Source organism: Bradyrhizobium genosp. SA-3 (genome assembly GCF_004212635.1).
GTDB lineage: Bacteria > Pseudomonadota > Alphaproteobacteria > Rhizobiales > Xanthobacteraceae > Bradyrhizobium.
The window spans coordinates 73,560-84,516 of sequence record NZ_PSRT01000016.1; the positions used below are offsets into that span (position 1 = coordinate 73,560).

Consider the following 10,957-nt stretch of genomic DNA (forward strand, 5'->3'; position numbering starts at 1 on the left):
GCTTTTTCACCCAGGATCCCTGGGTCCTGCGCGCACATGTCTCGAAGAGCTTGCTTTTGGGCAAAAACCTGTGACATTTCGCCCAGCTCCTCTTTCCGGTGTTTGACGATGCGCGGCATTTTGACAGCAATCACATTTTTGGCGTTCCTGGTTCAGCCCGCTTCGGCGCAAGGGGTCAAGGATCAGGCCAACACCACCAGCTCCAGCATCATCACAACGCCTGCGAAAAAGGCGCAGACCACTCAGGCCGCGTCGCGGCCCACCGCTGTCCGCAATGTGACGGGGAGCCTTCCTGCCGGAAGGGCGGCCCAAGGCGTCTGGAGGGATGGCAAGCTGATTGCCGTGCCTCGGTGAGGTCACGCAAGGAACCGTGAAGCAGCCGTGAAGGAACGGTGTTCGCCTCCCTGACGTTCTTGCTCGGGAGATGTCGCATGAAACGTTTAGTCTTGATCACACTCGCGCTTGTCGTGCCTGCCTGCGCCTGGGCCCAGGGCGTCAACGATCCGTCGACGCCCAATCGCAACGTGATCATCGTCAACCCGTCGCAGCCTTCGCCCTCCACAGCGACGCCAAATATTCCGAGCCGAATCGAGCCTCCCGTGACGAGGGGCGGACACGCCCGACCCTATCATGGGAACAGAACCCGGGGCAGCGGGTCGAGCCGTCGTTAGCCGTGCTGGCTACCTTTCGGTTGCGTCGTGAGGCAAGCTATTGCGGGTTGACCTCGACCTCAAGGGTCGAGGTCCCGCGATGATGACGGCTCTTGCCCGAGATCACCAGCGTGAACTTGTCGGCGCCGGGCGTTTCGTTTCCTGCCGAATAGCGGAAGCCGGACCCGACCACCGCCAATTGTCCCCATGATGGTCCGCTCACGACCGATACGGTGAAGATCTGCATATACGACCAACGCAGTCCCTGGATGCAATCTGCCCCAGGCGCGATCGACATCGTCCATCTCACTGAATCTTCCGAAAAGGCAAACGGCGTCCGCTCCTTGATGCAGACGGGACTGGCGTGCGCCGTCAGGCCAGACATGAAGGAAGCCGCGACGGCAATACTTAACAGCAATACCGGTCTTGCACGCATTCTCGGCAACTCCACCAGCGCGTGCCGAAGTTAACAGCAATGACCTAACGAGGTCTTAGAACAGAGCGTTTGCCCTTAAGCCGATCAAATGACGCGGATCTCGGGTACATCAATCTTCCGGTCGGCCTCTCTCCGGACCATGCCATCCTGCCGCTGTTTTGCCCGACGAGTCAACCCGAATTTCGGGAAAGGCGTAACCCAATAATCCGACTGGTGTCGGCTACTGTGCATGGGGTTGTTTTTCGATTTTTTGATGGGATGGCCCCCGAACGCCCCCAGTGCTGAAATCCCCGCGAGCTAAAGTGGAAAGGGTGCCCCGCGAATTGGCTTTCTTGCAATCGGCAAAGGTATAGATTGAAAAGCTGGAGATGAGGAAATTGGCCAATGGTCGTCCTTGTCGCTCTGCCTGGAGTCATCAGCGTGCGAACGGGTCGACGAGGCCACTGTGAAAAGCGGTTTGGGAAGCTGGCTCAGGCGGTCATCATCGTTGCCGGCGTGCTCGGCCTTGGTCTTGCCTGTCCGTCCTTGTGTCTCGCTCAGACCGAACCGGAGCCCTCGCTCAACGACTATCTTCCGCCAAGCGAGCCGGAGATCACGCGCGACGAATGGCGACAGCGGATCGACGACGCGCGGCGCCGCGCCAAGGAGGTCTCGCGTGAGCGGCGGGAGCATCCAGAGCTCTACAAGCCGATTCCGGAAGATCCGGACCTTGTCGCGACCGAACGTCTCCTCAACGACGACAGCCTGCAACGAGGCGACATCGTCGCGACCAAGAAAGGCATGTTCGTCTACCAGGGGCGATCCGACCAACCGCGCCGCGATCAGGACTTTGTGCCGGTCAACCCGAAATCGGTGCGCTGAGGAATTCGCGGCAGCCCCAGGAGCGATGGCAACGAAGCTCGCACGGGTTCAGTATCGCCGCATAATCTCGTTGAACTTGGGGTCGGCCACTTTCGTGGTCTCCAGCAGCAGCGACTTGCCTTCCGGAGTCGCCTGCACGTAGGCTGCGATCAGCAGAGGCTCGTAACGAGAGCGATTGGCCAGCGCCGACCGGATGTCGGACTGCGCCAGGAGCTTGATCTCTTCATCGGTCGCGGCCGCGCCCGACGTCACGATTTGGACGCGAGAGAAGGCAACGTCGATCGGCATCGACCCGGTCAAGTAAGACATCTTCACCGCAGGCGTTACCGCCTCGCCGGCCTGGGCCTGCAGCGCGCCGAGCGTGAGCCATAGCGCGGGCCTGATCGGCGATACTTTCAAGGCAGCCACGACGGCACCTTGAGCTGCCTTGTTCTCGCTGGCCCTGCTGCCCGCGTCGGTGGAGGGGCGGTGAAGAAAGTCAGCGGCCATCGATGCCGCGTAATTCGCAAGCAGCTCGCCATCCCATGAAAAGGATGCAAGGCCGCCGGCAGCCGCCAGCTTGGCCTTGTCGGGCGGAATCTCGCCCGAGAACAAGTCGCTCGCACGAAAGTTCGGTCGTATGAGATCGCCGTAGAACGTCATGCCGGCGTGAAGCGCCAGCACGATTGCGGTCAAGATGCCGATGACGCGAAGCAGGATCATGCGATTCATGGTGGAATTGACGAGGCCTGTGAGCGCGAGCCGACGACGGGACCGAGGTTCAGCCAGAGCCCTTAAATTGCGAGCAGACTATCGCCTTGGATCGTCAACAGCGTCAAGTTGCCGGTCGCGTAGGCGCCGGTGTCGATATTGATGCGGTTTGGTCGAACATCGGGCGCGCTGACCGGCGTGTGACCGTGAACGATATATTTGCCGAAGCGCTCCTCGGAGGCCAGGAATTCCTCGCGGATCCAGAGCAGATCCTCATCCTTTTGGCGATCGAGCGCGATGCCCGGCTTGACGCCGGCGTGAACGAAAAAGAAATCGCCGCAGGTGAAGGAGGACGGCAATTGCTGGAGAAAGGCGAGATGCTCGGGCGGGAGCGCGCGCTTCAATTCATCGATCAGTTCGACCTGCTGCTCCGCGGACGGATTCATCGTCGGCCTGATGCCATAGGAGACCAGTGTCAGGAGGCCGCCATAGTGGCGCCACTCCTGCAAGCGGGCGGGGTCCTTGAGGACCTCGAGCAGGAAGACTTCGTGGTTGCCCTTCAGACAAACCGTCTCGTGTGATTTCGAGCGGGCGATCAAGAGATCAAGAACGGCGCGCGAATCCGGGCCGCGGTCGACATAGTCACCGAGAAAGACCTGGATGGCTCGTTGGGGGGCCGAGCGGGCAAGGTCGGCGTCGATCACGGTTAACAGCGATTGAAGCAGGTCGGCGCGGCCGTGGACGTCGCCGATCGCATAGACGCGAACGCCGTCGGGAAGCCGAGGCTTGGTCTTCTTTCGAAAGCGTGAGGAAAGGCCCATCAGGTCGGTCGAATCGCATCCAGCGTCACGAGCGTCGTGACCGCTCTTAGCAGAACCAGTCACACATCGATATTCTTAATTGTTTGCAACCAACGCGCCCGCATTTTGATTAAAGGATCGCGTGGCCTTTGAGCCGTATTTCAAGAGGTCTCGCGTAGCGTCCTTTCCTACAAGAAGGGGAGCGCGACATGCGCAAAGTTGTAAAGTTCCTGGCGGCCGTGGCCGCAATCGTCGTTGCTGCGGGGTTGCAGCAGAGAGCGGAAGCCGCCTTCGTCGGCGCGCCCTTGGGGCTGCGCGGTGCCATCCAGTACATCAAGTTCGACCAGCCGACGCTGGCGCCGATGGCATTCACGCTCTTTTGCCTGAAGTACAAGGACGAGTGCAGGCCGCGGCCGCAGCAGATCGTGTTCAGGGGCGGTCGTCTGAAGCTCACGCCGGAGCGGCTGGCGCAGATGCAAGAGATCAACCAACGGATCAACAGCGCCATCCGTCCCGAGGCCAACCTGGAGGGGCTGCGCGGCGAGAAATGGCTGCTGCATCCGGCGAGCGGTGACTGCAACGACTACGCTGTGACAAAACGCCACGATTTGATCGCCAAGGGTTTTCCGGCGCGTTCGGTGCTGCTCAGCGAGGTCGTGACGACCTGGGGCGAGCACCATCTCGTGGTCGTGGTGCGTACCTTCTCCGGCGATCTCGTGCTGGACAATCTCTCCGGCCACATCCTGCCGTGGTCGAAGAAGCCCTATCGCTGGGTCCGCATCCAATCACCCAAGAACCCGAACTACTGGGCGTCACTCGGCGATCGCGCAGTCTGATGATCGGCGTTCTATCGTGATGAGGATTGGCTGACGCTCTGCGACAGCCCCAGTCCCACGATCACCGAAAGACACAGGATTGCTGCCGGGCGCAGCAGTCCCGGACCGGCGAAGCTCTGGACGAGTGCAAAGAGAACGCAGGCCGCGATCGCCGCTGGGAAGAACGAGTCGCGTCCGCGCTGGAGCGCGCCGAAGAACAGGCGCACCAGAGCGATCAGGCTTACTGCCATCATGGCGGTCAAACCGATCCATCCCGTGTCCGCAAAGACGGCGATGGCCGCCGAGGGCGCGGCCAAAGTCGTGCCAGCCTCGCTCTGATAGATCTTCGCGACGGCCGAAAAGCTTCCTGCCCCCGCGCCGAACCAGCGTGTGTCGGCCAACATCCGCTCGAGGGCGGCCTTCGTCTCGCCTCCCGCATCCGGGACGAGCCGCATGAGGACCGGCCCAGAACTCTTCTCCAAGAGGAAGGTCAGCACGATGGTCGCGCCGATCAGAGCTGCTGCCGACAATGCGCCCGCGGCTAATGGCGAGAGGTCGAGCCTCCGGATGACGAGGATCAGCAGGATCAGCACAACGCCAAAGGCCGCTGCGATCGCGCTGTTCGTTCCGGAAAACCCAAAGATCGCGGCCGCGCAGACCAGGGTCCCGACAAGGCCGCAAAGGCCGATCGCGATCGAGCGCAGGACCGAGTGATGCGTTTCGGCCCGTTCAGCAGCGAGCTGCATGACCGCTAAATTGAGCATGAGCCCGAGGCCGGCCAAAGTCGTGGTGAAGTCAGCGGGCGCGGCTGCCGCAACGGCCGGCGACAGCCGATGCAAGTCCAGGGTCAAGGCGGAGACCGCGGTCACTCCGCTGAGCACGAAGAGAACCAGCTCGGCACGGCCGCGGTTGCGGACCACCAGGATGGTGACGCCGAGCAACGAGATCGCCGCGAGTGCCAGCAGCAGCGCGTTCACCGTCAAGCCGGTATCGGCCGTGATCGGCCCGAGCGACAGGCCGCCGAGGACGTCGTGAGCGCTGGCCCAGATCGGATGCGCCCAGCTCAGCGGAAGAGGGACGAGTTGGGCGGCGATGCACAGCGGAATGGCGAGCAGGATCCACCGGCCCCAGGCGGCCGCGCGCACATAGTGGTCGTAGTCGGCCTTCCGCGCCGCCGAAGCGGCCGCCAGCAAGCTCAGGGCTGCGGCCATCGTCCCGAGCTGCGCACCGATCCTGGCGCCGGCAATTTCGAGAGCGGAAGCTGAGACGATTGAAACGATGAGGGCAAAATAAGCGAGGGACAAACGGCGCGCTCGAAGGGAATCCTGAAACGATCAGGTCACCATACAAGCGGGCGGTGGGTTTTCAAACAGAGCTCTGTCAGGACAACAGCTCGGTCTTCACCTTTCGCGCGCGCGCGAAAGGTTCATCGCCGCGTCAATCCGGCGCCGTCAGCGGACAGTTTTGACTGGGCGGGTGAATACGCGGGTGGTACGCGCGGCAGCAAGGCCAAAGCGCGCTCCTGACCCAAAGAGGTAGCCGCCCTGGAGGGCGAAGGCGGCGAACACCACGTCTTTCAGGCTCTCAACCACGGTGAGATCGACCATCAAGCCGACCGGAATCGCGGCGAGCACCATGACGAAGGTCAACGGCAGGAGCACCAGGACGCGAAAGCGCTGGCCCAGCACGGCACCTACGAGAAAACTGAAAATCAAAAACGCGGTCATCCGAAACACTCTCTGTGCTCCGGACCCTAGGTTCCCCCCCTAAAAAGACCCTTAAGTTGTATGGCTAAATTTGGCCTATTGGCTGCAATTTGCCAGCAGCGAATGATAGGCCTCCCGCAGTCCGTTTAGGGCCACCGTACCTTTGATCTCGCTGTCGCTTTCCTTGACGGCAACGGACAGTGAGGGGGTCGTCTGCCACTTTCCGGCGGCAAAGGCAGAGACCTCATCGGGCAAGAGCACTGCGGCCCCCGCGGCCGCCATGCTGGCATCAAAGGTCAAGGTGCCGCCGCCGGCCGCGGCGATCGTGACCTTAGGATGGCTCCGCGGCGGGAAAGGCCGGATCAAGGCCACCAGCACGTCGATCTTGCCCTTCGGCGCGCAACGGACGATCAGGCCGGCGAAGTCCGGGTCGGACTGGCTGGTGTCCGCCGTCTTCATGATGGCGGCGAAGCTTTCGCCGTCCTTCGTCCCTTGGGTCCGGCTGGATTTCCAGACGGAGGAGGAGGCGGAGGTGGCGACCTCAACAACAGCCGGGCCGTGGCAGGTGGATCGGGCGCTGTCAGCGCAGGGGATTGTACCGTCCAATGGGCGATCAGCGGCGCCAAGGAGGGAACCTGCCAGCAGCGGGATCAGAAGGAGGCCAGACACGGGGGGTCCTACTCTTAACAGACCCAGCCTTAGCAGACGGCGGCAAGGTCAAGACGCGTCGCGCTCGCCACACCGCGCCCTTGACTTGGGCGATTTGCTCGCCGACCGGGCACACGAAATACAACAAATAGTCACAAAGGGTTAAACTAAGCCCCAAAGAGTGGCTCGCACGCAACAGTAGCCGACCGATCGTACCGTTAACCACTAGGGAACCCTTGTCGCACCGCCCGCGCCGCCGTACCAATCGACGGTAATTGGGGTCTCTTGGGGCGCGATTCATGCATTCCTTTGTCAAAACTTATGTATTCAAGCCGGCATTTCTGGCGGCCGCTTTAGCGCTCGGAGCGTGTTCAACCAATCCAGGTTCGGGTCCGCTGACGGATGACGTCAACAACAAGATCCAGACCGAAAATGCGCCGGCCTATGAGCTGGTGCCGATCAATCCGGCTACCGTGAAGATTCTGCACACCCATGAGCCCAAGGGGCTCGCGGGGGCCTTCACGGACAAGCGGCCACCGGCCAGCATCGTGTTCGGCATCGGCGACGTCGTCAGCGTTACCATCTTCGAAGCTGCCGCCGGTGGTCTGTTCATCCCGGCGGAAGCCGGCGTCCGTCCGGGTAACTTCGTGACGATCCCGGATCAATCGGTCGACAATGACGGCTTCATCACCGTGCCCTATGCCGGTCAGGTCAAGGCCGCGGGCCTCACAGCGGTTCAGATTCAGCGAGCCATCGTTGAAAAGATATCCAACCGCGCCATCGAGCCGCAGGTTGTGGTTGCGATGGCCTCGCAGCGGACCCAGCTCATCAGCGTGCTCGGCGAGGTCAACTCGCCGGCGCGTTATCCGGCGAGCGCGGCGGGTGCGAAGGATCGCGTGCTCGATGCGATCACCCGCGCCGGCGGTATCAAGGGTCAGGGCTTCGAGACCTGGGTCATGCTGGAGCGTGGCGGACGGCGGGCTACCGTGCCGTTCGAAAATCTCGTGATGACGCCCGAGAACAACATCTATGTTCGCCCCGACGACAGCATCTATGTCTATCGCGAGCAGCAGAAGTTCCTGGCGTTCGGCGCCAGCGGCCAGAGCGGCGAATTCAACTTCGATGCCTGGCGCATCAACCTCGGCGAAGCCGTCGGCAAGGCCGGAGGTCTCTTGGATGGCCAGGCCGATCCGGCTGCCGTGTATCTCTACCGTCGCGAGCCGCGCGAGGTTGCCGCCCAGCTCGGCATCGACGTGAGCAAGTACACGTCGGAGACGATCCCGGTCATCTTCGCGGTCAATTTCCGCGATCCGGGTGGCTTCTTCCTCGCCACCAAGGTCATGATGAAGAACCAGGACATCATCTACGTCTCGAACTCGCGCAACGTCGAAGTTGCCAAGTTCCTGAACTACCTGCGCGTGATCATGGCGACCGGCAGCGATGCCGTGAACCTCTCCAACGACGCCCTGATCTTCCGCAACAACGTCAAGCTGGCGCCGTAAGACGCCGACTTGATCGACCAAAACCGATGGCACCGGGGCTTTGTCCCGGTGCCATTTTCGTTTAGCAACCGAAGCGGTTCTGCTGCGGCTACGAGTTCGGGATTTGGATCAAGGCGCCACTGAGCACGTCGCGCCGGCCATCGGTCATCCCGCAGTGTTGCAAGGGGCTACATGCGCTTTCGAGCATTCTGGCGTCTTCTGGCTCTCGTCCCTGCTGCCGTCGGACTTGCACCGTTCGGGCAGGCCCTTGCTGCTGCAGGGGAGCTCGGTGTTCGCCATCGCATCGACGTGATAGTCTCCGCCGAACCTGATGCGCCGATCTTGTCGCGTCTTCGCGGGGAAAAAGGCGAGCTCTCGTTCACAGTCCGGCTGTCGGCGAACTCCAAAGAGAGCCGGTTTTTCGGAATGTTGCACCCGTCTTTCCCGGATATCGTCGTCCCCGATGGCACGGGCAAGCCGCTGGTCCAACAGACCAAGCTATGGGAGGAGGAGGTCTGCCATCAGCGCCGCGGGCTGCCGAAGGTCACCGTCACCCGGCTTGAGGGTCGGTTCGGCGAGGGGGAGGGGCGGATCGAGATTTCCGCCATCAACCGGCACATCGGCCTTCTGGTCCCACCGGATGAATTAACCCCCGGAATAAAACTCGAGCCGGGGAGTGATAGTCTCGGGCTATTCTACGCGTTCCGGGCGCAGACCCGGAACAGCCGCCTCAACGTCGATCTGAAGATCTATCCGATTGATTGCTTCCTCTAGAAGCTAAAGCAAAGCTCGCTCCAGAACGACGATGCGCTTTTGGCCTCCCAACATAAGCTGGTCCAGGATTCGCTGGTCGTGGAGCCTGCCCGCGACCTTCATCCTGTTCTTTGTCGTGGCCGGCGCGCCGTTTCCGTTCGGCTCGACCAATGATCTGTCGATCGCGTTCTGGTGCCTGTGCTTGGGAATCGCGGTGATGTTTGCGCCGACGCGCGAGCTGCGCCGGCCGCATCTAGGGCTGCTCGCCGGCATCGCCGTGATCGTTGCCGCCTACGCGTTCGTGCTGCATGAGCAGCTCTCCGATCATCCCTTCCTCGCGCCATTCCAGCCGATCTGGAAACAGGCGTCGGATCTGCTCGGCGTGCCGATCGCCCCGTCCGCTTCCATCGTGAAGAACGAGGCGTTCTTCGCGCTCGGCGCGCCGCTCGCCAACATCCTCGCCATCGTCCTCGGCATCACCGTCGGTGCCGATCGCGAGCGCGCGCGCCGCTTGCTGTGGGTGATCGCGATCTCGGGCGCGGCTTACGCGCTCTACGGCGTGCTCTCGTTCCTGATCGAGCCCACCATGATCCTGTGGCGGGACAAGACGGCCTATCTCGGCAGCGTCACCGGCACCTTCATCAACCGCAACACGGCGGCGGCCTATTTCGGCTCCTGCGCGGTGATCTGGATGCTGCTGATCCTGGAAGATGTCCGCCGCCGCTTGCCGGAGCGGCATATCGAATGGCGACGCCTGTCGCTCGATCTGCGCACCATCCCGCCAAGGGAAATCCTGCCGCAGCTTGGCTGCTTGCTGATCTGCCTGATGGCGATGTTCATGACGGGATCGCGCGCCGGCGTCGGCCTTTCGCTGCTCGCGATGATCGTCGCGTTCACGCTCTTCCTGCGCAAAGACCTGCCGCGACGCACCGGCATCTGGATCTCGCTCGGCTCGGGCCTTGCCGTCGCGCTCGGCCTCTTACAGCTGCTCGGCGGCCGCGTCTCGAGCCGGTTCGACAGCCAGGGCCTGGTCGACGAGGGCCGCGTCGAGGCCTGGAAGTCGACGCTGCGAATCATCGCGGATAATCCTTGGGTAGGCACCGGCATGGGCACGTTCCAATGGGCCTTCCCGCCCTATCGCAGTCCCAACATCTCGATTCGCGGCATTTGGGATGCCGCGCATTCGACGCCGCTGGAGCTTGCCTCCGAGGTGGGCATTCCCATGGCGCTCTTGGTTGCGCTTGCCTGGGCGATCATGCTGCTCGTTCTGGCCAATGGCGTGTTCGGACGCCGGCGCGACGCCATCATCCCGCTCGCGGCGGCGGCCACCGCCACGCTGTCGCTGCTGCATTCGTGCCTCGACTTCACGCTCCAGGTGCCCGGCTACAGCATTCCATTCTTTGCGCTTTTCGGCGCCGGCCTGGCGCAGTCCTTCTCGACCCGGGAGGGCCGCTCCGCAAGCGATGCCGTCGCTACCGGCGGGCGAGGCGAGGGCCGCACCTCAACCGCTGACACAACCGCGCGGCGAATGCCTCGGCTTCATAAAAGTGTCTAGATTTGAAGCAGTTGCGCTGTTTACGAAGTCTTTAGAATAAGTGGACAGCCCATTTCTCTTCGGATAGGTTCCGCAACTGCACAGCCATTGCCCGGGCCGAGGAAGCAAATCGGGGCAGCTGATTTTTTGGAGGTCTATTTATGAGCGTTATCAAGATTGCGCTTCGCATGGCTGCCGCCGCGGCCCTCGCCGCGACGATCACCTCAGCCGCAAGCGCCGCCGTTTATCCGCCGCAGCGTCAGCTGCCGGCCCAAATCATTTCCGAGTTCAAGGCCTCGCCCAACAGCCTCTTGCAGCAATATCCGACCGGCGGCCCGCAGCTGATCTCGCGCGTGCGCGACCTCGGCGCCTCCGATCCGACCACGCTCCCGGGCCTGATCGCGCTTCTGAAGGATCCCGCGACCACCAAGGACCAGATGCGCGCGATCGTCGGCGGCCTCGCCCAGGTCGCCCGCATGGCGGCGCAGAGCGATGCGGCTTTCGCCAATGAGATCCAGACCGCGATCGCCGGCATCGGCAACCCCGACGTGATCGCCGCCTACCAGGCCGCGACCGGCGACGT

13 protein-coding genes are annotated in these 10,957 nt (G+C 62.5%); 7 read left to right on the forward strand and 6 right to left on the reverse strand.

From position 1 onward, the window contains the following. Positions 1-108 precede the first annotated feature (108 nt). Complete coding sequence (locus CWO91_RS07700; RefSeq protein ID WP_130212925.1) at positions 109-354, forward strand: hypothetical protein; 246 nt, start codon at positions 109-111, stop codon at positions 352-354. 354 nt (positions 355-708) lie between these two features. Here CWO91_RS07700 and CWO91_RS07705 read toward each other — a convergent pair whose 3' ends face one another. Continuing rightward, a complete protein-coding gene (locus tag CWO91_RS07705; protein WP_130212926.1) occupies positions 709-1,086 on the reverse strand; it encodes a hypothetical protein in 378 nt (125 codons plus the stop codon). Between the two features lie 384 nt (positions 1,087-1,470). Between CWO91_RS07705 and CWO91_RS07710 the strand changes: the two genes are divergently transcribed. Further along, entirely contained in the window at positions 1,471-1,947 is a 477-nt protein-coding gene (locus CWO91_RS07710; RefSeq protein WP_245471157.1) for a hypothetical protein, read from the forward strand. 48 nt (positions 1,948-1,995) lie between these two features. On the opposite strand, the gene CWO91_RS07715 is transcribed toward CWO91_RS07710, so the two are convergent. Beyond that, on the reverse strand, positions 1,996-2,658 hold the full coding sequence (locus tag CWO91_RS07715; protein WP_130212927.1) for a hypothetical protein: 663 nt from the start codon (positions 2,656-2,658) through the stop codon (positions 1,996-1,998). A 62-nt stretch (positions 2,659-2,720) separates the two neighbouring features. Further along, complete coding sequence (locus CWO91_RS07720; RefSeq protein ID WP_130212928.1) at positions 2,721-3,458, reverse strand: metallophosphoesterase family protein; 738 nt, start codon at positions 3,456-3,458, stop codon at positions 2,721-2,723. Between the two features lie 188 nt (positions 3,459-3,646). On the opposite strand from CWO91_RS07720, the gene CWO91_RS07725 reads away from it, so the two are divergent. Next, on the forward strand, positions 3,647-4,273 hold the full coding sequence (locus tag CWO91_RS07725) for a transglutaminase-like cysteine peptidase (RefSeq protein ID WP_130212929.1): 627 nt from the start codon (positions 3,647-3,649) through the stop codon (positions 4,271-4,273). Between the two features lie 11 nt (positions 4,274-4,284). Here CWO91_RS07725 and CWO91_RS07730 read toward each other — a convergent pair whose 3' ends face one another. The 3 genes from CWO91_RS07730 to CWO91_RS07740 form a co-directional block, all read right to left on the reverse strand. Beyond that, complete coding sequence (locus CWO91_RS07730) at positions 4,285-5,463, reverse strand: hypothetical protein (protein WP_245471158.1); 1,179 nt, start codon at positions 5,461-5,463, stop codon at positions 4,285-4,287. 240 nt (positions 5,464-5,703) lie between these two features. Beyond that, positions 5,704-5,979, reverse strand: a complete 276-nt coding sequence (locus CWO91_RS07735) for a hypothetical protein (protein ID WP_130212931.1) — start codon at positions 5,977-5,979, stop codon at positions 5,704-5,706. Between the two features lie 75 nt (positions 5,980-6,054). Continuing rightward, positions 6,055-6,627, reverse strand: a complete 573-nt coding sequence (locus CWO91_RS07740; RefSeq protein ID WP_245471159.1) for a hypothetical protein — start codon at positions 6,625-6,627, stop codon at positions 6,055-6,057. A gap of 278 nt (positions 6,628-6,905) precedes the next feature. Between CWO91_RS07740 and CWO91_RS07745 the strand changes: the two genes are divergently transcribed. From CWO91_RS07745 to CWO91_RS07760, 4 genes are all read left to right on the forward strand, one after another. Continuing rightward, complete coding sequence (locus tag CWO91_RS07745) at positions 6,906-8,108, forward strand: polysaccharide biosynthesis/export family protein (RefSeq protein ID WP_130212932.1); 1,203 nt, start codon at positions 6,906-6,908, stop codon at positions 8,106-8,108. A gap of 171 nt (positions 8,109-8,279) precedes the next feature. Further along, complete coding sequence (locus tag CWO91_RS07750) at positions 8,280-8,861, forward strand: hypothetical protein (RefSeq protein WP_130212933.1); 582 nt, start codon at positions 8,280-8,282, stop codon at positions 8,859-8,861. 31 nt (positions 8,862-8,892) lie between these two features. Next, on the forward strand, positions 8,893-10,395 hold the full coding sequence (locus CWO91_RS07755; protein ID WP_130212934.1) for an O-antigen ligase family protein: 1,503 nt from the start codon (positions 8,893-8,895) through the stop codon (positions 10,393-10,395). Between the two features lie 140 nt (positions 10,396-10,535). Continuing rightward, positions 10,536-10,957 (forward strand): hypothetical protein (locus tag CWO91_RS07760; protein WP_130212935.1); only part of this gene is annotated, 422 nt, incomplete at its 3' end.

Excerpts from the sequence above, each read along its gene's own strand:
- CWO91_RS07700 (WP_130212925.1), top strand. The coding sequence starts at position 109 with ATGCGCGGCATTTTGACAGCAATCACATTTTTGGCGTTCCTGGTTCAG.
- CWO91_RS07705 (WP_130212926.1), bottom strand. The coding sequence starts at position 1,086 with ATGCGTGCAAGACCGGTATTGCTGTTAAGTATTGCCGTCGCGGCTTCC.
- CWO91_RS07710 (WP_245471157.1), top strand. The coding sequence starts at position 1,471 with ATGGTCGTCCTTGTCGCTCTGCCTGGAGTCATCAGCGTGCGAACGGGT.
- CWO91_RS07715 (WP_130212927.1), bottom strand. The coding sequence starts at position 2,658 with ATGAATCGCATGATCCTGCTTCGCGTCATCGGCATCTTGACCGCAATC.
- CWO91_RS07720 (WP_130212928.1), bottom strand. The coding sequence starts at position 3,458 with ATGGGCCTTTCCTCACGCTTTCGAAAGAAGACCAAGCCTCGGCTTCCC.
- CWO91_RS07725 (WP_130212929.1), top strand. The coding sequence starts at position 3,647 with ATGCGCAAAGTTGTAAAGTTCCTGGCGGCCGTGGCCGCAATCGTCGTT.
- CWO91_RS07730 (WP_245471158.1), bottom strand. The coding sequence starts at position 5,463 with ATGGCCGCAGCCCTGAGCTTGCTGGCGGCCGCTTCGGCGGCGCGGAAG.
- CWO91_RS07735 (WP_130212931.1), bottom strand. The coding sequence starts at position 5,979 with ATGACCGCGTTTTTGATTTTCAGTTTTCTCGTAGGTGCCGTGCTGGGC.
- CWO91_RS07745 (WP_130212932.1), top strand. The coding sequence starts at position 6,906 with ATGCATTCCTTTGTCAAAACTTATGTATTCAAGCCGGCATTTCTGGCG.
- CWO91_RS07750 (WP_130212933.1), top strand. The coding sequence starts at position 8,280 with ATGCGCTTTCGAGCATTCTGGCGTCTTCTGGCTCTCGTCCCTGCTGCC.
- CWO91_RS07755 (WP_130212934.1), top strand. The coding sequence starts at position 8,893 with ATGCGCTTTTGGCCTCCCAACATAAGCTGGTCCAGGATTCGCTGGTCG.